This window comes from Streptomyces sp. Ag82_O1-12 (assembly GCF_900182715.1).
GTDB lineage: Bacteria > Actinomycetota > Actinomycetes > Streptomycetales > Streptomycetaceae > Streptomyces > Streptomyces massasporeus.
In genome coordinates this window covers 8196274-8216999 of sequence record NZ_FXUW01000001.1, presented here as the reverse complement: position 1 = coordinate 8216999, position 20726 = coordinate 8196274, and the positions used below count along the sequence as shown (strand labels likewise).

20 protein-coding genes and 2 pseudogenes are annotated in these 20726 nt (G+C 70.7%); 15 read left to right on the top strand and 7 right to left on the bottom strand.

Annotation, left to right across the window (positions count from 1 at the left end; genetic code table 11):
• Position 1: 1 nt before the first annotated feature.
• Positions 2 to 247 (top strand): annotated as a pseudogene (locus QOL88_RS37455) (hypothetical protein); the annotation flags it as partial.
• 288 nt (positions 248 to 535) lie between these two features.
• On the opposite strand, the pseudogene QOL88_RS39060 reads toward QOL88_RS37455, so the two are convergent.
• Positions 536 to 688, bottom strand: a pseudogene (locus QOL88_RS39060) (phosphatase); the annotation flags it as partial.
• 583 nt (positions 689 to 1271) lie between these two features.
• Here QOL88_RS39060 and QOL88_RS37445 point away from each other — a divergent pair.
• The 7 genes from QOL88_RS37445 (at position 1272) to QOL88_RS37415 (ending at position 7699) form a co-directional block, all read left to right on the top strand.
• Entirely contained in the window at positions 1272 to 2111 is an 840-nt protein-coding gene (locus QOL88_RS37445) for a restriction endonuclease (protein WP_097222630.1), read from the top strand.
• A 70-nt stretch (positions 2112 to 2181) separates the two neighbouring features.
• Positions 2182 to 3561 carry a Fic family protein gene (locus QOL88_RS37440; RefSeq protein ID WP_097222629.1) on the top strand — a complete coding sequence of 460 codons (1380 nt, stop codon included), beginning with the start codon at positions 2182 to 2184 and terminating at the stop codon, positions 3559 to 3561.
• A gap of 69 nt (positions 3562 to 3630) precedes the next feature.
• Positions 3631 to 4056, top strand: a complete 426-nt coding sequence (locus QOL88_RS37435; protein WP_097222628.1) for a DUF6003 family protein — start codon at positions 3631 to 3633, stop codon at positions 4054 to 4056.
• A 290-nt stretch (positions 4057 to 4346) separates the two neighbouring features.
• Positions 4347 to 4865: a toxin-antitoxin system HicB family antitoxin gene (locus QOL88_RS37430; protein ID WP_097222627.1), complete on the top strand. Its 519-nt coding sequence runs from the start codon at positions 4347 to 4349 to the stop codon at positions 4863 to 4865.
• 97 nt (positions 4866 to 4962) lie between these two features.
• On the top strand, positions 4963 to 5805 hold the full coding sequence (locus tag QOL88_RS37425) for a DUF4097 family beta strand repeat-containing protein (protein WP_097222626.1): 843 nt from the start codon (positions 4963 to 4965) through the stop codon (positions 5803 to 5805).
• Positions 5806 to 5894: 89 nt separating this feature from the next.
• Positions 5895 to 6911, top strand: coding sequence for an ATP-binding cassette domain-containing protein (locus QOL88_RS37420; protein WP_097222625.1), 1017 nt, complete (start codon positions 5895 to 5897; stop codon positions 6909 to 6911).
• Entirely contained in the window at positions 6908 to 7699 is a 792-nt protein-coding gene (locus tag QOL88_RS37415; RefSeq protein ID WP_097222624.1) for an ABC transporter permease, read from the top strand. The genes QOL88_RS37420 and QOL88_RS37415 overlap by 4 nt, the downstream gene beginning before the upstream one ends.
• 34 nt (positions 7700 to 7733) lie before the next feature.
• Here the strand turns inward: QOL88_RS37415 and QOL88_RS37410 are convergent, their stop codons facing one another.
• The 3 genes from QOL88_RS37410 to QOL88_RS37400 all read right to left on the bottom strand — a co-directional run bounded on the left by QOL88_RS37410 (position 7734) and on the right by QOL88_RS37400 (position 10585).
• Positions 7734 to 8405: a hypothetical protein gene (locus QOL88_RS37410; protein ID WP_097223367.1), complete on the bottom strand. Its 672-nt coding sequence runs from the start codon at positions 8403 to 8405 to the stop codon at positions 7734 to 7736.
• A gap of 270 nt (positions 8406 to 8675) precedes the next feature.
• On the bottom strand, positions 8676 to 9893 hold the full coding sequence (locus tag QOL88_RS37405; protein WP_257027999.1) for a glycoside hydrolase family 64 protein: 1218 nt from the start codon (positions 9891 to 9893) through the stop codon (positions 8676 to 8678).
• A gap of 92 nt (positions 9894 to 9985) precedes the next feature.
• Positions 9986 to 10585 carry a DUF998 domain-containing protein gene (locus tag QOL88_RS37400; protein WP_097222622.1) on the bottom strand — a complete coding sequence of 200 codons (600 nt, stop codon included), beginning with the start codon at positions 10583 to 10585 and terminating at the stop codon, positions 9986 to 9988.
• Positions 10586 to 10723: 138 nt separating this feature from the next.
• On the opposite strand from QOL88_RS37400, the gene QOL88_RS37395 reads away from it, so the two are divergent.
• The 6 genes from QOL88_RS37395 to QOL88_RS37370 all read left to right on the top strand — a co-directional run bounded on the left by QOL88_RS37395 (position 10724) and on the right by QOL88_RS37370 (position 15738).
• On the top strand, positions 10724 to 11722 hold the full coding sequence (locus QOL88_RS37395) for an inorganic phosphate transporter (RefSeq protein WP_097222621.1): 999 nt from the start codon (positions 10724 to 10726) through the stop codon (positions 11720 to 11722).
• Between the two features lie 19 nt (positions 11723 to 11741).
• Positions 11742 to 12356 carry a hypothetical protein gene (locus tag QOL88_RS37390; protein WP_097222620.1) on the top strand — a complete coding sequence of 205 codons (615 nt, stop codon included), beginning with the start codon at positions 11742 to 11744 and terminating at the stop codon, positions 12354 to 12356.
• Positions 12357 to 12383: 27 nt separating this feature from the next.
• Positions 12384 to 13208 (top strand): DUF817 domain-containing protein, encoded by an 825-nt coding sequence (locus QOL88_RS37385; RefSeq protein ID WP_179879070.1) that lies wholly within the window; start codon positions 12384 to 12386, stop codon positions 13206 to 13208.
• Between the two features lie 105 nt (positions 13209 to 13313).
• Complete coding sequence (locus QOL88_RS37380) at positions 13314 to 14144, top strand: PP2C family protein-serine/threonine phosphatase (RefSeq protein ID WP_097222619.1); 831 nt, start codon at positions 13314 to 13316, stop codon at positions 14142 to 14144.
• A 60-nt stretch (positions 14145 to 14204) separates the two neighbouring features.
• Positions 14205 to 15203 carry an MASE1 domain-containing protein gene (locus QOL88_RS37375; protein ID WP_097222618.1) on the top strand — a complete coding sequence of 333 codons (999 nt, stop codon included), beginning with the start codon at positions 14205 to 14207 and terminating at the stop codon, positions 15201 to 15203.
• Positions 15204 to 15240: 37 nt separating this feature from the next.
• Positions 15241 to 15738 carry a molybdenum cofactor biosysynthesis protein gene (locus QOL88_RS37370; RefSeq protein WP_097222617.1) on the top strand — a complete coding sequence of 166 codons (498 nt, stop codon included), beginning with the start codon at positions 15241 to 15243 and terminating at the stop codon, positions 15736 to 15738.
• A 15-nt stretch (positions 15739 to 15753) separates the two neighbouring features.
• Here QOL88_RS37370 and QOL88_RS37365 read toward each other — a convergent pair whose 3' ends face one another.
• From QOL88_RS37365 to QOL88_RS37355, 3 genes are all read right to left on the bottom strand, one after another.
• A complete protein-coding gene (locus QOL88_RS37365; protein ID WP_097222616.1) occupies positions 15754 to 16413 on the bottom strand; it encodes a YceI family protein in 660 nt (219 codons plus the stop codon).
• 190 nt (positions 16414 to 16603) lie between these two features.
• Positions 16604 to 17500 (bottom strand): transferase, encoded by an 897-nt coding sequence (locus tag QOL88_RS37360; RefSeq protein ID WP_257027998.1) that lies wholly within the window; start codon positions 17498 to 17500, stop codon positions 16604 to 16606.
• Positions 17501 to 17517: 17 nt separating this feature from the next.
• The gene (locus QOL88_RS37355; RefSeq protein ID WP_097222615.1) at positions 17518 to 18783 is read right to left on the bottom strand and encodes a glycosyltransferase family 4 protein; all 1266 of its coding nucleotides are present in this window, start codon (positions 18781 to 18783) and stop codon (positions 17518 to 17520) included.
• 217 nt (positions 18784 to 19000) lie between these two features.
• On the opposite strand from QOL88_RS37355, the gene QOL88_RS37350 reads away from it, so the two are divergent.
• Positions 19001 to 20719, top strand: coding sequence for a VanW family protein (locus QOL88_RS37350; RefSeq protein WP_097222614.1), 1719 nt, complete (start codon positions 19001 to 19003; stop codon positions 20717 to 20719).
• Positions 20720 to 20726 lie beyond the last annotated feature (7 nt).

Sequence of the window (20726 nt, the reverse complement as noted above, 5' to 3'; positions counted from 1 at the left end):
ATCGACCGCGCCATGGTCATGGAACCAGGATCCCGACCTCCGGTACCCGAGCCCGCTGGAGGTCGCCGCCGGCATCGATCTGAACCCGGCGACATGGACGGTCGAGCGGGCCGACGCACCCTGCCGGATCGCGACCGGCCCGGACGGGAGCACCGCCGAAGTCACCGACCACGTACTCCTGATCCGCCGCGCCGCCTGTCGGGACCGGACATCAGGCACGGGCGCGCCTGCATCCGCCGCGTCATGATCCGGCTTCGGCCCCGCGAAGGCCGCTGAACACCGCGGGGGTCGTCCACCCGCGCAGGACGGCTCTCGGCCATGGCGGTGTGCGGATGGCGTGCAGGAGACGGTCGCCACGGGGTTCAGGCTGGCGAGGTAGAGGTCCTGCTTGCTTGCCGAAGTACTCCTCACCCATCAACCCGGCAAACCCATCCGGTCAGAGCACCAGGGGCCCGTTCAGACGGCGGTAGTCCGGGGGGCTTGCCCTCCTCGACTGCGGCGGCGTCCACGATCACACGGCAGGGCACCGGCACCCGCACCGCACGCCGTCACGGTCCGCAGCGACCCGGGCGAACGTCTCCAACGGCCCCGTCCGCAGCGCCACCCGGTAGACCTCGTCCGGATCCAGCCCGTACCGCTGCGCCCACGTTCCCCAGACCCGACGCTGGTTGCTCACCACGTCGATCATGCCACGCGTCCGGCAGACCATTCGGGACAGCTCACCGAGGCATCGGCCGTGTCAGAATCGCGACATGATTCTGATCCGAAAGGGCAATGCCGCGTAGGCGTCCGAAGGCCGTCCGCGCCGAGCGGTGGCGGCCACCCAAGCACCTGCCGGTACGCCGGATTCCCTCCGTGTCGGCTCGAACTCGGGCCGCAATTCGGCGTGTTGAGGCCGAGTATCTGTGGCCCGGCGCCGTCGCTGTCGCTCTCAGCCGCTTCGAGCGGGCCTTCGGAGAGCCAGGACGCTATCTGAGCGGCCCTTACGAAAGTCCCGGCATCGAGATCGAAGACGGTCGGGACGACCTGGACGAGGTCCTGCGGTATCTGCCCGGAGGGGCCCGCGTGGATCTCGGTCGCCTGGTGGCGCGTATCGACGCGGAGTTCGAGCGCCGCACCCTTCCGGATCCGGGTCGGGCGAGCGAGTGGACCGCAGGGCGCTGGTGGTGGTGGCGCATCAGAGAGCGGTGATGACGGCCGGAGCGGTGAAGGCGTTGATCTTGGGCAGACGGTGGGAGTGATCTTGCTGTTGTCCCAAGAGGGGGGATGTCGTGACAGTGCCTGCGCCTCGTACGGCGTTTGTGAAGCGCCGCCGTTACCGCTTCGACCTTCGGTCGACTGCCCTGTTCTTCGTGTTCCTCGCGGTGGTCGTGAGCGTCCTGGGCCTCGCCGCCCGCGTGGCGGCGGGCGCTGTGGAGCGGCGTCCGGCCTGGGTGTTCGTGCTGGTCTTGATAGGTGTCGCAGGTTGTCTGGGGCTGCGGCGCCGGTGGCGCGTGGCGGGAGTGGCGCGTCGGGCCGCGGCCGCGCTCGACGAGGCGGCCAGGGAAGCGGCCGAGCAACTGGAGGCTCCCGCGGTTTCCCGTCGGCGGTCGGCAGTCGAGGTCGTCACGGTGGACTACGACGCCCTGACGCCGGAGGAGTTCGACCACGACGCCCCGACGTCGGAGGAGTTCGACCACGCCGCCCTGACTCCGGAGGAGTTCGAGGAGGCGATCGCCGCACTCTGCGAACGCGACGGCTGCTCCGGCGTCGAGGTCGTGGGAGGCGCCGGGGACCTGGGCGCCGACGTCCTGGCGGTGACGCCCGACGGGCGCCGGATCGTCGTCCAGTGCAAGCGCTACGACGAGTCCCACCGGGTCGGTTCCCAGGATCTCCAGCGTTTCGGCGGCACATGTTTCACCGTGCACGAAGCCGACGTCGCCGTGCTCGTCACCACCAGTGACTTCACAGCGCCCGCACTGGAGTACGCCGAGCAGTGCGGAATCCTGTGCGTGGACGGGGAGACCCTGGAGGCGTGGACGGACGGCACCGGACCGCGGCCCTGGGACGTCGCCCCGGAGGCCGGGACGGCCGGGGCGGCAGGCTGCGAGCCGGCCGGCGCCGGGTTCTGAGCGGTACGCGCTGCCCGGCTCGGTGGTAATTCGCTTGATCGGGCTGCGGGTGGACACGCAGGCTTGCGCGATGATATGTGAGCTGGCCCCTGGGGTGCTGAGCTGGGACGAGGTGGATCCGGCCCGCCACCCCTTCGACGCCGCGTCGGCAGCGAGGGTGGTCCGCTCGCTCGGCCCGTCCCGGTGCGTGCCGCGCAGGCCGGACGTCCCCTTCGCCGATCCGGCGATGAGCGCCTGGAGCTGGGGCGAGGCACGGTTGTGGGCCGATGCCATGTCGCAGGCGCTGGTGGAGCATTACGGCCGTTGGGCCGCGGGCTTCCGCTGGTCGCACGACGAAGGGGACTTCGACGGAGGGCCCGTCGGACATTGGTGCTGCCCGCGCGATTCGATCACCACTCCCCAGGAGACGCTCACCCGCGTGGTCGCGGCGCTGTGCGAATGGCGCGCGTGGCTGGAGAGCCTCGCCGGATGGATCGACGCGTACCCGCTGGATCTGGCGACCGTCGAGGACGACCGGCTGCTGTGGGACCGCGCGGCCCGCAACCTCATCCTCCAGGTGACCGACCGCACGGGGTGCGGCAGCGGCTGGCACGGGCACTGCCACCAGGTGCTCACCTGGTTCCTCGACCGCTGGGCCGTCGCACCCGACGTCGCGGAGGAACTGGTCGGGCAGGCGATCGGCGGGCGGTTCCTGAGCTGGACCGGCCCTGATGCCGCGCTGGTCGACGATGTCGCGGAGCGGCTCGCGGGGTCCCTGCGGCCGGCGGACCGGGCGGCGCGACCCGCCGAGCCGGTCCCGGACCACCTCGAGAGCTGGCTCGCGGTGCGCGAGACCGTGGCGTGGCAGCGGGCCCCGGACAGCGGCGCGGAGGGACCGGTGACCCCGCGTCAGGACGGCGTGGCCGAGGACATCCGCGGCTTCGACGGCGCCCTTGACCCGGCCCGGGCCGACGGTCTGCTCACCGCCCTGGAACTCCTTCGCGATGACGCCGGACGCGACGCCCAGCTCGACTTCGAGTTGCTGCGGCGCTGGCAGCGGCACGTCCTGGGCACCTCACAGCTGCCACCCCTACGCAGCCGCCCGGCCTTCGCGAAGGGCGGCCGGGAACGCTACGGCATCGCCCCGGACATCCGAGCCCGCCTGGATGCCTGCCTGGCCGAGAGCGCATACGACGCAGCACGGCCCCTCCCCCTGACCGCTCGCGCCGCACGCACCTACCTCGACGTCTGCTTCTTCCACCCGTTCGACGACGGCAACGCCCGGGCCGCATTCCTCGCGCTGATCTTCGTGCTCGCCCGCGAAGGCATCGCCCTCGACGGGGTCGTCCTGCTGCGCCGCGTCACCTTCCAGGCCGACGAGCCGGGGGACGCACTCACCCTCGCCGGGTACATCGACACGCACATCACCGAGACCCGGCGCCGTGCCGTTTCCCCCGATCGAGTGCCGTGACTCCGGCGCTAATCCGGGCGCGGCGGGGTAATGGATGTCGACCAACACCCTGTTGCGAAGGAGCCGAGGATGACCGACGACGCCTATTTGTTCCTGCTCGACGACGCGTCCGCGCAGCTCGGCGTGGTGCCGGCCGCCGTCGGTGAACTCGCCTGCATGGAGACTCCCGCCGTACGCGCCTGGCTCGACGCCCAGGGAAGCACGCCGACCTCTCCGCATCTGCGCCTGCTCCCGCCGGAGGAGCGGGCGGCCGTGCCCGAGGGGGCGGAACGACTGCCCGTTCCGCTGAGCGAGGAGGAACTGGTCCGCCTCCGCCACCACCTGGTGCCGGAGCCGCTGGCCCGGGTCGAGGAGGAACTGCTCGCCTACCGTGACTCTGCCGACGGGCGGGACGGCCTGATCGGTCGGGCACTGGCTGCCGGTGTGGCACCGCACCGCGTCGTCGAACTGACCGGGGTGGATCCCGCGACGGTGACCGCTGCCGCGAGCAGTTGACGACGAAGGGCGCGGGCGCCCCATGCGCCGCATCCGTTCCACCATTCGGCCCCGCCGGGCGAGCATCACCGGGCGGGGCCGATCAGTGTGCCCGCCCACCGCGTGGCACCACGTGGTGCCACATGGCGCCATCTCGCGCCCATGCGGGCACCACCCGGGCGATGACGCCACAATGCCTCAAGACGTCGCCATCACGTTTTCGCAGGCAGGAAGGTTCGACGCGGGGTCACGACCTACAGGAGAGCCGTAGAGCCTTGCGCATGGCGCCATAGTGGTGCCACTATGGCGCCATGGACCTCACCCCGTACGTCGAGACCCTTCGCCGCGAACTCGCGGTGGCCGCCGAAGCCGGTGGCGATGAAGCGCGAGAGCTGGCCGAGAGGCTCACCGCCCCCCTGGAGTCGGCGACCCGGCTGACCATGCTCCACGTGCTCTCCGCCGCGATGGACGAGATCACCCGTGAGCTCGCCCCCGGTTCGGTCGACGTACGCCTGCGCGGCCTCGACCCCGACTTCGTGGTGACACCACCCCCGGCCGACGGCGGCGCCTCCGTGGAGCCGGCGGCGCCCGTCGAACCGCCCAGGGCTTCCGCTCCGGCCGACGGCGACGAGGGCGGCACCGCCCGCGTCAACCTGCGCCTGCCGGCCCACCTCAAGGCCCGCGCCGAGGAGTCCGCGGCCCGCGAGGGCCTCTCCGTCAACGCGTGGCTGGTCCGCGCCGTGTCGGCCGCGGTCGACGGCGACACCCGGCCGCGCTCGGCGGAGAAGACCCAGAGCCTCGGACAGAGCTTCACGGGCTGGGTCCGCTGACCGCGACCGGCGGCCCGCGGCACCTCATCCACAGCACCTCACGACACCACGTCCCACCAGCGGGGACGTTCCGAAGACCCAAGAGGACGGGACAGCCATGCCTTCTTTCGACACTCCTGAACCCATCTCCGCCACGGCCCACGTGGAGGCCGGGTCCGTCCAGTTCACCGCGGGCGACCGCGTCGACACCGTCGTCGAGGTACGCCCCCGGGACCCGCAGAAGGACCTGGACGTCCGGGCGGCCGACCAGACCGAGGTCACGTACGCGGGCGGCGCGCTGACCGTCAGGACGCCCAAGTCCAGCCTGTTCGGTCGCACCGGCACCGTCGATGTGACGGTCGAACTGCCCACGGACTCCCACGTCGACACGACTGGCTCCTGGACCCAGGTGCTCGGTGAGGGACGACTCGGCGAGGTCCGCGTGAAGACCTCGTCCGGCGACGTCCGGTTCGACGCGACCGGCCCGCTGAAGCTGACCGCGTCGCACGGCTCGATCACCGTGGACCGGGTCGACGGCTCAGCGGAGATCACCACCAGCTCCGGCAGTCTGCGCGTCGGCCTCGTCGACGGCCCCGCCGTCCTGAAGAACTCGCACGGCACCACGACCGTCGACGTCGCGACCGGCGAGCTGCGGGTCAGCGGCGCCAACGGTGACATCGAGATCCGGCGCGCCGAGGACGCGGTCACCGCCACCACCGCCCACGGCACCCTGCGAGTGGGCGAAGTGGCCCGCGGGACCGTCCAGTTGGAGACCAGCTACGGCGCCATCGACATCGGCGTCCGCGAGGGCACGGCCGCTTGGCTCGACGTCAGCTCGGTCTCCGGACAGGTGCGCAACACGCTCACCACGTCCGAAGCCCCGGAGAAGGCCGAGGACACCGTCCGGGTCCGCGCCCGCACCAAGCACGGCAATATCGACATCCGTCGCGCCAAGGCCTGAGCACCAGTCCCGTCGCGCCCAGGTTTGAGCACCACTCCCTCAACCGGCGCCACCCCTAGTCCACTTCAGCCTTCGAACGGGAGGGCTCCATGCCTTCATCTGTCATGTCCACATCCAGTCAGGGCCACGCGTCGGCTCCCGCCGTCTCCGCCGTGGGTCTGCGCAAGTCGTACGGCTACAAGACCGTCCTCGACGGCCTCGATCTCCACATTCCGGCCGGGTCCGTGTTCGCGTTGCTCGGGCCGAACGGCGCCGGCAAGACCACCGCCGTGAAGATCCTCTCCACCCTCATCACAGCCGACGGCGGACAGGCACAGGTCGCGGGCCACGACCTCGCCACGTCACCGGACGGAGTCCGGGCCGCGATCGGGGTGACCGGTCAGTTCTCCGCGGTCGACGGCCTGATCACCGGCGAGGAGAACATGCTCCTCATGGCGGACCTGCACCACCTGCCCAAACGCGAGGGACGCCGCGTCGCCGCCGAGCTGCTGGAGCGCTTCGACCTCACCGACGCCGCGAAGAAGCCCGCCTCCACCTACTCCGGCGGCATGAAACGCCGCCTCGACATCGCCATGACCCTGGTCGGCGACCCCAGGATCATCTTCCTCGACGAACCCACCACCGGCCTCGACCCCCGCGCCCGCCACACCATGTGGCAGATCATCCGCGACCTCGTCACCACCGGCGTCACCGTCTTCCTCACCACCCAGTACCTGGAGGAAGCCGACGAACTCGCCGACCGCATCGCCGTCCTCCACCACGGCACCCTCGCCGCCGAAGGCACCGCCGAGGAACTCAAACGGATCGTCCCCGGCGGACACGTCCGGCTCCGCTTCACCGACCCCACCGCCTACCGGAACGCCGCCACCGCCCTACGCGAGGTCACCCGCGACGACGAAGCCCTCGCCCTCCAGATCCCCAGCGACGGCAGTCAGCGCGAACTGCGCTCGATCCTGGACTGGCTGGACTCGGCCGGCATCGAGGCGGACGAGCTGACCATGCACACCCCCGACCTCGACGACGTGTTCTTCGCCCTGACCACCGACCGGCCCAACCAGCCAAACCAGCCGAACCAGCCGAATCAGCCCGAGGAGGCTGCCCGATGAGCGCCCTCTCCCTCGCCCTGCGTGACTCCTCCACCATGCTGCGCCGCAATCTCCTGCACGTGCGCCGCTATCCGTCCCTCACCCTGAACCTGCTGCTGAGCCCGATCGTGCTGTTGCTGCTCTTCGTCTACATCTTCGGTGACACCATGAGCGCCGGTATCGAGGGCGGCGGAGGGGGCCGGTCCGAGTACCTCGCGTATCTGTTCCCGGGGATCCTGATGCTGACCATCGGCGGCACGACCATCGGCAGCGCGGTGTCCGTCTCCATGGACATGAACGAGGGGATCATCGCCCGCTTCCGCACGATGGCGATCCACCGCGGCTCGATACTCGTCGGGCACGTCGTCGGCAGCGTGATCCAGTGCGCGATGAGCGTGGCCCTCGTCGGCGCCGTCGCCGTGGCCATCGGCTTCCGCTCCACCGACGCCACCGCACTGGAGTGGATCCTGGCCTTCGCGCTGGTGGTCCTGATGTCCCTGGCGCTCACCTGGATCGCCGTCGGAATGGGCCTGTCCAGTCCGAACGCCGAGGCGGCCAGCAACAACGCCATGCCGCTGATGATCCTGCCGCTGCTGTCCAGCGCCTTCGTGCCGGTCGACGCGATGCCGGGATGGTTCCAGCCGATCGCCGAGTACCAGCCCTTCACCCCGGCCATCGAGACCCTGCGCGGTCTGCTGCTCGGCACCGCAATCGGCCACAACGGATGGCTCGCGGTGGTCTGGTGCGTGGGGCTGGCCGCGCTCGGTCACCTCTGGTCCAAATCGCTCTTCGACCGCGACCCGAAGTAGCCACGGCCGGCCCCACTGCCAAGACGGGGCCGGCTCAGCGGCTGCGGGTGAAGACCTTGTTCTCCGTGGAGCCGCCGTCGCACAGCTTCTTCTCGTCGGCCGTCATCTTGCGGGACTTGACCACGACCGCGCTGTGCTTGCCGTCCGTGCCGTTCGGGGCCGGGCCGGTGACCGTGTCGGGCACGAACCAGTAGTAGTGGCCCCACTTGGGGTCGTCGTAGTGGGTCTGCCACGTGCCGGATATCTGTCGCATCACCTGGGCGCGGGAGATCCAGCCCACTTGCCCCGGCTTCACGGACACGGTGAAGGAACTCGTCTCGGTGTGCGAGCTCTGCCAGGTGTAGTTGTACGTCGCGGTCACACTGGCGGTGATGATGCCCTCGATGCCACCGCCCACGGTGACAGATCCGCCCACCGAATGGGAGGAGCCCACGGTGTCGGCCCAGGACATCGACTGTGAGGCGGCCGAATCGGTGCAGTTGAAGAGCAGTTCGGATACCTGACGGGGCTCACCGAGATAGGCCTTGCCGAGTTCCGGGGAATTGAAACTGCACTTGCCTTCACCGGAAGCGCAGTCGGCCATGATCTGCTCCGCGGTGGGCTGTTCCTCGGCCGCGGCCGGCACGGCCGCCGCGATCACCCCGAGTGCGGTCGCCGTCAACGCGAGCGTGCGGCTGCCGTACCGCAGGGCGTGGTTCATCGTCATCTTGGTGCCTCTCACCATTGCGTGGGGGGGAAAGCGACCGCAATGGCCCTTGTTCCGGCAGGGGTTGCGGTCACCGCGTGATGCCAATGAGGCTCACGTAATCGACAGCCCAACTACACCAAGAGATCGTAAAGTTGTAATTGATTCGGAAACTGATGAAGGGCCAACTTCGTGCGCTTCGGATTGTTTTGAGAACAGCGTGCAGGTCAGCAACACAAAGCCGTCGGCACCACGATCGGATCGTGGTGCCGACGGCGTGCGGAAGGCCGGTCAGGTGAGCGGTTCGAGCGTGAGGTAGGCCTGGCGCGGGTTGCCGTCGTGCACGAGTGATTCGTGGTGGCCGACGTCGTCGAAGGCGAAGGCGTACGCCTTGCCGTCCGCCATCTGGGCGTGGATCTTTCGGGCGTAGTGGTTGGTGACGTTGTCCTTGTAGAAGTCGGTCGCACCGGCGTCGGGCTGGTTGGGGTTGACCAGCAGCGTGGACCGGTTGAATCCGGCGCACAGGGTGCGCGAGATCGGGCCGCGCACCTGGTCGTTGGGGGCGTCCAGCCGTCGGTGGCAGCCGAAGACGGAGGAGGCGTCCGGCTTCTGGAAGCTGGTGACGACGGCCCCGGCACTGTTGGTGAAGTTCATGACGCCACCGGAGACCCGGCCGAAGTACTTGGTGCCGGGCTGGTCGGCGAACGGGGTGACCGTCAGGGTCGAGCCGGCGTACTTCTGCCAGACGCGGTCGATGTAGTCGTCCATGACGGTGGCCGGCAGGGCGCCGGTCTCCAGGCCGTACAGCGGTGACAGGGCGCGCAGCACGGTGCCGTCGGGGCGGGTCTGGATCAGGTTCGCCCAGCCTCCCGGCTGCCCTCGGAGGGCGTTAAAGAAGCCGTTGTATCCGCCGGGCTTGAGCCGGCCGGTCGACGCGGTGCTGCCGTCGGCCCGCTGCACTCCCACCGCGTAGGGAGCGGAGAACATGTCGACCTGTGTGCTGTTGATCCACAGGCCCGAGTCGTTGAGTGTGTACTCCGACCAGTTGAACAGGATGTTCCGGTTGGGGTCGGTCGGGTTCTGCACGGCGGGCTGGACCAGACCGCCGGTGGTGAGCTTGAAGACCAGCTTCTGGCCGTAGGAGAAGTACACGCGGCCGGAGAACTTCGGCATGCGGATCGTTGCCGACTGCCCTGCCGCCGGGCCCGTGATCGAGGCATCGGGGGCGGGCGTCGGCGGGTTGCCGCCCGCCGGCCAGGGATGGAACGTGCCGCCTGCGTCGGCCCAGCCCTGCCGGCCGGTCGAGAGTTCCGTGCCGAGGTTGTAGATGTACAACTGCTCGCCGCGGGCCGAATTGTTGGTGATCTTCAGAGGGATCGTCGCCGGCACGGCGGCATGGGCCGGCGCACCCGTTCCGGTCGCCAGCAGCGAGCCGGCGAGGGCGGCGGTGAGGGCCATGGCGAGGGACAGCCTCGCGGTCGTGGCCCGGCGCCTGAGAGTTCGCAACACGCTCTGCCTCCGTTCGACAGTCGGTCGATAGTTGAGAGCGCTCTCAGAGTTGCGCTTTGGTCCGTACCTGTCAACAGACCGGAAGTGATCGGTCAGCTCGGGTGCCCATCGCGCAGGGATGCGCGCAGGCAGGAGAGGACCACCACGAGGGGCCAGACCGACTGAAGGGTCGTCACGGCACGCTCGGCCACACCGGCCACGCCATGAAGGTGCAACTCGACCAGGAACCAGGCCGCTCCGACCGCCATGACCGCCGTGGCCCCCAGGGACGGGAACGGACGCAGGGCCCAGGGCACGGCGGTTCCGGCCCTGGCCGCCAGGACGGGCCATGCCGCGAGGACGGCGAACCCCACGGCGACCACGGAACCATGGCCCAGTGAGCCGCCGCTGCTCGGTGCCGGGACCACGGCCACGGCCAGTGCCGATACGCCTCCGGCCGCCAGGGCCATCCGCCCCGCCGTCGCGGCCGGGCGCAGGCCCCAGGCGGTCAGCAGGTGACAGAAGCCCAATCCGATGAACGCCGCCGTCATCACCCAGGAACCGCTGCTCCCCGGGGCCGCCAGGACGCTGATCGTCTGGGCGGCGGGATCGTAGGGGTGTCCCTGGAGCGATGCCGCCACCAGCCAGCCCATGATCAGGAAGACCGGCGCACACCCGGATGACACCAGCACCCATGGAGGAACAGATCGCATCAGAACACCGTAAAGCGGCGTGTCCGCCTCTCAGGGTTCCTTCGAATCGCCCGCACCGCGTGGCGTAGCCGCACGGCCCGATCGGCTCGTGGAGCGCACGATGGAACCGTGCGACCGCGCGTCGAAAGGTGATCAGGCATGGAGCTCGCCCTCGTGGTGCTGATCATCATCGTGGGTCTGACGTTCGACTTCACCAACGGCTTCCACGACGCCGCCAACGCGATCGCCACCTCGATCTCCACCAGGGCGCTGACACCGCGGGTCGCACTGGCCATGGCCGCGGTGATGAACTTCTGCGGCGCCTTCCTGGGGACCGGGGTCGCCCAGACCGTCGGCAGCGGCATCATCGAGGCGCCCGAGGCGACCTCGGGGCTGCTGCTCGTCCTGTGCGCGCTCCTCGGCGCCATCGGGTGGAACGTCTTCACCTGGTGGCGGGGGCTGCCCACCTCGTCCTCGCACGCCCTGATCGGCGGGCTGGTGGGTGCCGCGCTCGCCGCGTCCGCCACGGTGCAGTGGTCGGGCATCCTGGACAAGGTCGTCCTGCCGATGCTGCTGTCCCCGCTGGTCGGCGTGGTGCTCGGCTATCTGCTGCACACGGGCATCCTCTGGGTGTTCCGCCGTTCGACGCCCCGGCGCGTCACGCGGCGGTTCCGCATGGCACAGACCGTCTCCGCCGCGGCCATGGGGCTGGGGCACGGGTTGCAGGACGCGCAGAAGACCATGGGGGTCATCGTGCTGGCGCTGGTCACGGCCGGCTGGCAGGAGGGCTTCTCCGTGCCGGTGTGGGTGATCGCGGCCGTGGCGCTCGCCATGGCCGCCGGCACGTACACCGGCGGGCGTCGCATCATCACCACCCTGGGACGGCGCATCGTGCATCTCGATCCGCCGCGCGGGTTCGCCGCCGAGACGGCTGCCGCGGCCGTCCTCTACACGACCGCGTTCCTGGTGAAGGCGCCGATCTCCACCACACAGACGATCACCGCGGCCATTCTGGGTGCCGGTGCCACGCGGCGCTTCTCCGACGTACGCTGGCAGGTGGCTCGTTCGATCGGTACCGCCTGGATCCTCACGTTCCCCGGCGCGGGAATCCCGGCGGCGGCACTGTATCTCCTGCTGCACACCGTCACCGGTCTGTGATCACAGCCGGAGGCCGACCATGACCGCTCTTCCCAACCGCAGGGCGTCCGTCGAGTCCCCTGCCGGAGTCCCGGACAGCCTTCCGGTGCCCGGGCGTTTCGCCCACCTGCACCCGGACGACGGCGCCTGCCTGATGGAGGCCGCCGCCCTGCTGTCCTCCGGCCGCTTCACCGACAGCCCGGCCGGGACACACCCGGCGCTCGCGGCCCTGGTCCGGGTGGTCAACGACAGCGTCGGTGACGGTGCCCGGCGCGCCCTGTGGCCGCTGGCCGCCGACCTCGCCGACGCCCGCCCCGCCGGCCGCGCCTACGCGCCGCTGCTCGTCGGCTCGGTCGTGGATGCGGCCCGCCTGGTGCGTCCCGCGTCCCGGCGGCTGGCGCGGCACGGCCGTGCGTGCCGCGCGAGGGCGGCGAGGCTCACCCACGCGCCCGCGGGTGGCCCGGCGGCCCGGATCGGCGATCTGCTGTGGTGGCGCGGGCCGGGGCGCCGTCACCTCGAGCAGGCGATCGGCGTGCTGTGCTCCGCCCCGGACGCCGATCAGCGACTGTCGGGGCTGTTGCGGGAGGCCGTGGCCCAAGCGCGGCAGCGCACGGGTGGCGGGGCTCCGAGCAGGGAGTTTCGCTGCAACCGTTGAGCGAACGGAGTCGTCCTACAGGGCACCATGATCCCTGCAAGCATCACCGGCCCCCTGGCCACACCGCTTCGCCAGCTGCTGGCGTTCGCCTGGACACAGACGCGGGCCTGCGCGTTCGCCATCGCCCTGCTGTCCGGCGTGGCCGTGTCCACGCTGCTGCCCCCCGAACTGCCTGTGGCGCGCTACGACCTGCTGGTCGTCTACGGGGTGCTGCTCACGCTGGTGTTCTGGGCCCGCGGGTGGGAGAACAGGCGGGACGTCGCCGTCATCGCGGTCTGCCATGTCATCGGCCTGGCCTTCGAGCTGGTGAAGGTGTCGCTCGGTTCCTGGAGCTACCCGGAACCGGCCGTGCTGAAGTTCGCCGGCGTCCCGTTGTACGGCGGGTTCCTGTACGCGGCCGTGGGCAGCTACATCTGCCGGGCCTGGCACCTGTTCGACCTGGCCATCGTGCGCTATCGGCCGCGTGCGACGGCCCTGGTCGCCGCCGCCATATACGTCAACTTCTTCAGCCACCACTGGCTGCCCGACGCGCGCTGGGTGCTGGCCGGACTGCTCGGGGCCGTCACGCTGGGCACGTCGGTGCGGTTCACGGTGCGAGGGGTGCGCCGGCGGATGCCGCTGGCGCTGTCGTTCGTGCTGATCGGGTTCTTCCTGTGGGTGGCGGAGAACCTGGCGACCCTGGCCGGCGCCTGGCGCTACCCGTATCAGCAGCACGGCTGGGAGCCGGTGGGGGTGGAGAAGTTCGGGGCCTGGGCGTTGCTGATCAGCGTGACGTTCGTGCTGGCGGCGGTGGGGCGGCATAGGGATTCCGCGGAGGTGCGGGAGGGCCTCCAGAGCCCCCGAGGAGCCTGAGGTCGTCGCGGAGGCGTTCGCCTGAGTATCATCCTATGGACATAAATCGGGTGATTTGACCTGTCGGGTCGTCGCCCACCGTGGCCATCCTCGCCGGAGTGATCCATGTCCCGCACCGGCACGACGGACGACGGCGACGAGCTGCTGACCAGGCTCGGGGCCCTGACCGCTCAGGCACGTGCGCAGGCCGAGATGCAGCGGTCCCGGGTCGAACTGGCGATCGCGCTGCAGCGCGGCATGCTCCCGCGGTACCTGCCCCTCGCCGGTCGGCTGCACCTGGCCGTGCGGTACACGCCCGCGTGCCACGGTCTCAACGTGGGCGGCGACTGGTACGACGCCTTCACGCTGGGCGACGGCCGGATCGGCCTGTCCATCGGCGACGTCCAGGGCCACAACATCGAGGCCGCCGCCTTCATGGGGCAGGTGCGCGCCGGGATGCGGGCGCTGGCCTCGGTCACCAGCGAGCCGGGCGAGGTTCTGGCCCGGACCAACGATCTGCTGCTGTCCCTGGGCTCCGACCTGTTCGCCACCTGCACGTTCATGCGGCTCGACCCGTGTGCCGGCGTACTGGAGAGCGCCCGGGCCGGGCATCTGCCCTGCGTCTGGGCCACCGCCGACGGGAAGTCCGCTCTCACCGAGGACGAGGGCGGGCCGCCCCTCGGCGTACAGGCGGGGACGCCGTACCCGGTCACCCGCTACGAACTCACCACGGGCAGCATGTTCGTGCTGCTCACGGACGGTGTCGTGGAGGGCCCTTCGATGCGTCTGGAGGAAGGCCTCGACCAGGTGACGCGACTCGCGGGCATCGCGGCCGTGGCGGGCATGGACGTCGACGCGCTCGCGGCCGCCGTGATCAAGGGGGCCGAGCGCGTGGGGCACGACGACGACGCGGCCGTCCTGGTGGTCGGCCTCGACGGGCCGGACGCTCAGCCATAGGGCGGCACGACGCCCGCTCCCGCCTCGCCGACCCGGCGGCCCCGGTGTCTCATGGCTGCTGTGGTGGGTAGCCAGGATCTGCGTACACCGGTGGTCGTCGCTCTGCAGACGCCGGCCGTCGCCGCCTGCTACTACGGGTCGGCGCAGCTGGGGCTGCTGCGGGAACTGGTCGTCGAGGGCTCCGTCGTCACCCCCATCTGGCCGCCGACCGGAGTCTCGGTCGCCTGCCTGCTGCTCTTCGGGCTGCGCTGCTGGCCCGGGATCGCTCTGGGCGCCTTCTTCGTCATCCTGTCCCTCACCACCCTGACGCCCTCGGCGCTCGTCGTCCTGGCGGGCAACACGGCCGCGCCGGTCGTCGGGTACCTGCTGCTGCGCCGCGCCGGTTTCCGGACCGACCTCGCGCGCCTGCGGGACGGTCTCGCCCTGGTGTTCCTGGGCGCGTTCACCGCCATGCTGATCAGCTCGACCACCGGCGCCGGCATCCTGATCGCCACGGACAGGATCGAATGGCCCGGCTTCTGGGCGGTGTGGCTCGCCTGGTGGGTCGGTGACGCGATGGGCGTGCTCATCGTCACGCCGGTGCTGCTCCTGCTGTCCCGCGTACGCCTTCCGCTGCCCAGGTCGCGCTGGAAGGAGGCCGCGGGGCTCGCGGTCATCGCCTGCTGTCTCGTGCCGCTGGCCGCGTACAGCTCGGTCAGTCTGCTGTTCCTCGTCTACCCCCTGCTGATCTGGGCGGCTCTGCGGTTCCAGCTGGCCGGCAGCATGACGTGCGCCCTGTTCGCCTCGGTCATGACCACGGTGGCGGCGACCGACCGGGTCGGGCCGTTCGAACGGCTCGGCCGCGTCGAGGTCATGATGAAGCTGCAGGCCTTCAACGGGGCGATGGCGCTCACCGCCCTGATCCTGTCCGCCGTGATCACCGAGCAGATCCACACGCGGCGGTCCGTGGAGCGCGCCTGCCAGGAACTGGTCGAGGTCCTGGAACACCTCACCGCGGGCGACGCGGACGGCCGGGCCCCCGTGGAGGACGGCGGGCTCGGGCCACGACAGGAGGAGTGACGGCCGCCCCCCGGTTACCGGGACGTAGGGTGGCGCCATGACCCAGGTGGAGGTGTTGCAGCTGCTGGTGTCGCCCGCGCACCGGCTGGCCGGACGGCCGTCGGACGGCCCCTCCCCCGGCCCGTCCGACGAGCGGGTCACCCGGGTGGAGGTACGGCGCGGGCTGGGACTGGTCGGCGACCGCTACTACGCCCGGCCCGCCCACCGGAACGCGGCGGTGACCATCATGGCCTCGGAGAGCCTCCCGGCCGACGCCGACCTGCGGCACACCCGCCGGAACATCCTGCTGCGCGGCGTCGACATCGACTCCTGTGTCGGGGCGACGATCTCCCTCGACTGCGGCGCCGGGCCGGTGGAGTTCGCCGTGAAGCGGCCCGCCCGGCCCTGCGCCTGGATGGACGTGACCATCGGCCCGGGTGCCCAGCGGGCCCTGCGCGGCCGGGGCGGTGTGCGGTGCACGCCGCTGAGCGACGGGGTGCTCACGCTCGGCCCGGCCACGTTCAGGGTCGTGGCCGGGCCCGACGCCGGGTCGTGAGGCGCCCCGGGGCGGTCAGCCGCCCGACGGTGGCGTGCGGATGGCTGCGATGTCGAGCTGCAGCCGCACCTTCTCGCTCACCATCGCCCCGCCCTCGGCGAGCCTGCTGTTGTACGTCAGGCCCCAGTCCGAGCGGTTGATGGTGGTGGTGCCGTCGAAGCCGACCCGGTCATAGCCGAAGGGGTCGGTGACATTTCCGATGTACGTCATGTCGAGTACCACGGGTCGGGAGACGCCTTTGATGGTCAGCTCGCCCGACATGCTGAACAGGTCGGCGCCCGTCTGCTGCACCGCTGTGCTGGTGAAACGCATACGCGGATAGGTGGCGGCGTCGAGGAAGTCACGACCGACCAAGTGCGCGTCGCGTTGTTCCACTCCGGTGTCGACGCTGGCGGTGAACAGGGTGATGTCGGCCCGTGACCGTGCGGGGTCGTGCGCGTCGAAGTAGAGCCGGCTTTCGTACTCCAGGAAACAACCGCGCACGGTGGTCACCATGGCGTGCCGGACGGAGAAGCCGATCCTGCTGTGCGCGGGGTCGACGACCCATTCACCGGACAGAGTGGACAGGTTGGGGTCCGGCAGCACGGCGGTGGAGGACGCCGGTGCGCCGGTGGGGCGCTGTGGGGGGAGCGGTGCCTGCCGGCGGGACGGCACAACGCGGTTGAACAGGTTCATGATTCATCTAGGTACTTGACTTTGGTTATGGCCGCAAGTCCCCTCCCGATGTGCGGCTGTTGAGAGCGAACTCGTGCCCCCTAATGCCGCCGCTTTGCACAAAATCCACACATGGCAGTCGCGGCGCATCACCGAAACGACCATCCGAAACTCCCGGGATTTTCATTTCGGGCATTTCGGGGAATCGGTCTTACGTCACCTCTATCGCGAGGTCGTTGTCGACGGTGTAGTACGGGCGGAAAGCGGATCCGTCCGCCTCGATCGCCGGGTAGACGTGCACGTGCTTGCGGTCCGCCACGTCGTCGAGGAGCCGGGCGCCCCTGATCGGCGGTGCGTCGGCGGCGGGCCGGACGAAGACGTCCCAGATCCCGCCCCCTCCCCCGCCGTCCACCGTCAGATCCCCGGGGCCGGCCGTGAAGGAGAAGCCCCTTGCGTCGCCGTCGGCCCGGGGGCGGAGGGTTCGCACGGTGTCGGTGCCTCGCAGGCGCAGCAGCACGCCGGCGTCTTCGTGGAGCTCGGCTCCGTGCAGGCGGGCCGTGACCGTCAGGGCCCGGTCCTCGACGCCGATGGCGCGGGCCTCGGCGTGGGCGGTGCGCCGCCATGCCCGGAGGGCGAGGAAACCGTCCTTGGTGACGTACGGGATCCTGACCGTGACCGGCGAGGGACGGTCTCGCAGGTGGCCGTCGACGAGGGTGCGCAGGTCCCGCAGGCCGGGGCGCAGCCGCCGGCGTTCGGCTGCGGGTTCCGGCAGCAGGTACACGTCCCAGCGGCCCTCGTCGAGGGCCGGATGCGGTTCCAGGACGGCCTGCCGGTGGCCGTCGGCCCGGTCGGGGTCGGGCTCCAGGTCGAGGACGTGCAGGGTCGTCTCGGGGCGGCCCTTCTTGGGGCGCAGGCGCAGGAGCAGCTGGGGCCGGGGGGTGGTGGTCGGCTGGAGGCGGAAGGTGATCCGCCCGTCCGTGCCGATCGCGCAGTGGGCGCGCGGGTGGGTGTCGTGGGGGTCGTCCTGCGGGCTCGTCGCCGCGCCTTCCGGTGTTCCGGCCGGGTCCCGCGGCACTCCGGCCGCCGTGCGCTCGTGTGTGCTGGTCATCTCGTTCTCCGGCGTGCTCATCGGCGTCCCTTCCGTATCGATCGCAGTACGCCGGAGGCGGCGGCGTGGGCGGCGTCGCGGGCGGCGTGGCCCCGGCCGGCCAGGGCGCTCCGGGTTCCGTGGCCCTGCGGGGTGGCGGCCGGGCCGGTGCCCCTGGCCGCGGCGGCAGTCTCCAGCAGTCGTTCGGCCTGGGCGACCACGGGCTCGGGGGCGAAGCGGCGCGCGTGGTCCAGGGCGGCTCGGCTCATGCGGCGGCGGCGCTCGTCGTCGCCGACGAGGTCCAGCAGGGCGGCGGCGAGCGCGTCGCGGTCCCCGACCGGTACGAGCCGGCCGTCCGTCCCGTCCTGGATGATCTCGCCGGGGCCGTAGGGGCAGTCGGTGCTGACGACGGGGAGTCCGCAGCGCATGGCCTCGACGATGGTCATGCCGAACGGTTCGAAGTTGGACGCGGCGGCACCGATCGACCCCTTGGCCCATTCGGCCTCCATCGGGGTGGCGGCCCCCATGAGGAACACGTTGTTCCACAGCCCGAGCCGCTCGATGAGCTCCCGCAGCCTGGGCTGCTCCTCGCCCTTGCCGTAGATGCGCAGCTGCCAGTCCGGGTGCGCGGCCGCGACCGGGGCGAATGCCTCGATGAGGAGGTCGTAGCGCTTGACCGGGACCAGGCGGCCCGCGGCGATCACCACCTTGGCGGTGCTGTCGGCGGGCGGCAGGGCGGGGTCGGGAACGCTGTTGGGGAGGGCCTCCACATGGACGCCGGGCAGCCACATCTTGCGCCGGTAGGCGGCGGCGTCCGCCTCCGTCACGGTGGTGATCACGTCGAGGTGGCGGTAGGCGCGGCGCAGGGCCGTGCGCAGCCGCGGCGAGTGGTTGTCGAGCGTGAGGTGCTCCTGGCCGACGCGCAGCACGTGCTGCGGGGCCTGCCGGGCGATGTGCACGTTGAGGCCCGGCCGGGTGCCGATGACGACGTCGGCGTCGAGCGCCGCGAGGCACTCCCCGATGCGCTGGTCGGTCAGCTCGCTGTACTGGTGGTGGCGGTACTCGGCGGGCGGGAACACCTTCGCCGGTCTCTGGTGCAGCGGATGATCCGCCTCTTTGCGCAGATCCACCAGGGCCCGCAGCCGCACCCGCGGATCGAGCACGAGGTTGGGGTGCTCGCGGTGCCGTAAGGCGGAGACGACCTCCACGTCGTGCCGCTCGGCCAGGGCTCCGGCCAGGTTGAACGTGGTGGTGATCGTGCCTCCGATTCCGTAGGCGTTGTGAATCAGGAAAGAGATCTTCATGGTGGCCTAGACCGTGTCAACGCCCCGTTCGTTGTTCGCCGTTACCACTCTGTGGCCGGGCCCGGCGGGAGGACCGGTTTCGCCGATTCCGGAATGATCTCGGACATAAGTGGTCTGGGCCATACCGGTTTGCCCCCGATGTGTGGATAGCTGGATGTGTTTGCCCGCAGCAGCGTCGCGTCACGGGTGCACCCTCGTATCGATCTTCAGGAGACCCATGCGCCCCCGTACACCCTCCGTCCCGCGCAACACCTCCCTCCCGCCCCTCGCCCTGGCCGGCGGCGCGCTGGCCGTGGGGGTGGGCGGTCTGTACCTCGCCGGGCTGGTCCTCACCGGCGGCCACATCGACTCCGGTACGACCGTGCGCGGGGTGGAGATCGGGGGGCTGAGCCGCGCGGAGGCGGTGCGGAAGCTGGAACGGGAGCTCGGGGCGGCCGGCGCCCGGGAGCTGCCCGTGAAGGTCGGTGACCGCACCGGCAGCGTCGATCCGGAGCGTGCGGGCCTGTCCTACGACGTCCAGGAGACCGTCGACCGGGCGGCGCGCACCGGCGCCGATCCGCTCAGCGTGTTCGGCGGGCTCTTCCGCTCCGGCGGCGACATCGAACCCGTCGTCGACCTGGACGAGGGCAAGGCCCGGGCAGCCCTGGGGGAGCTGGCGAAAGGGCTCGACCAGAAGGTCAGGGACGGCGCCGTCGCGTTCGACGACGGGCATGTGAAGAGCGTCGCGCCGCGGACCGGGTACGCGCTGGACGTGAACGCCGCGGTCGCGCCCCTGCGCGCCTCCTTCCTCGACGGGCACGCCGGCACGGCCACTCCCCTGCCCACCCGCGAGACCCGGCCGAAGGTCACCGCCGACGAGGTGCGGCAGGCGGTGCGCGGCTTCGCGGAACCGGCCATGTCGGGCCCCGTCACGCTCACCGCCGCGGGCAAGCGGTTCACGGTCGGCCAGGAGCCACTGGGCGAGCATCTGACCATGCGGCCGGACAGCAGCGGCGCACTGAGACCGGAGCTCGACGCGAAGGGCCTGCGCGCCGAAGCCGCCGTGGCCGGCCCGCTGGACGCCATCACCACGACCGCCGAGAACGCGAAGCTGCGGCCGGAAGGCGACAAGGCCGTGGTGGCCGAGGACGCCACGGTGGGCCGGTCGGTCAGTGACAAGGCGCTCGGCAAGGCCGTGCTGCCGCTGCTCACCCAGTCGGGTGCCGACCGCAGCGGAGAGGTGGAGGTGCGCCGGACCCAGCCGGAGGTGACCCGCGAGAACGCCGCGGAGCTGGGGCTGACGGAGAAGATGTCCTCCTTCACCGTCAACTTCGAACCGGCCGAGTACCGCACGAAGAACATCGGCCGGGCCGTGCAGCTCATCAACGGCTCCGTCGTCGATCCGGGCGAGACCTGGAGCTTCAACCGGACCGTCGGTGAGCGCACCGTGGCCAACGGCTTCATGGACGGCATCATCATCCTCGACGACAGGTTCCAGAAGGCGTCCGGCGGCGGGGTCTCGTCCGTGGCGACAACCCTGTACAACGCCCTGTTCTTCGCCGGGGTCAAGCCCGTGGAGCACGGAGCGCACTCGTTCTACATCGAGCGCTACCCGGAGGGCCGCGAGGCGACGGTCGCCTGGGGCAGCCTGGACCTGCGGTTCACCAACGACTCCGGCAAGGCCATCTACATCCAGGCCGAGTCCACGGACACCTCCGTCACCGTGTCCTTCCTCGGCACCCGCGCATACGACGAGATCAAGTCGGTCACGGGTCCGCGCGAGAACGTGACGAAGCCGGAGAAGAAGGTGAGCGACGACAAGGAGTGCGTGCCGCAGACGCCGCTCGAAGGGTTCGACGTCACCGTGGAGCGGGTGTTCTACGACGACGGCCGGGAAGTGAAGCGGGAGCCGTACCGCACGCACTACACGCCGCGTGACGAGATCGTCTGCGAGTGATCCACTC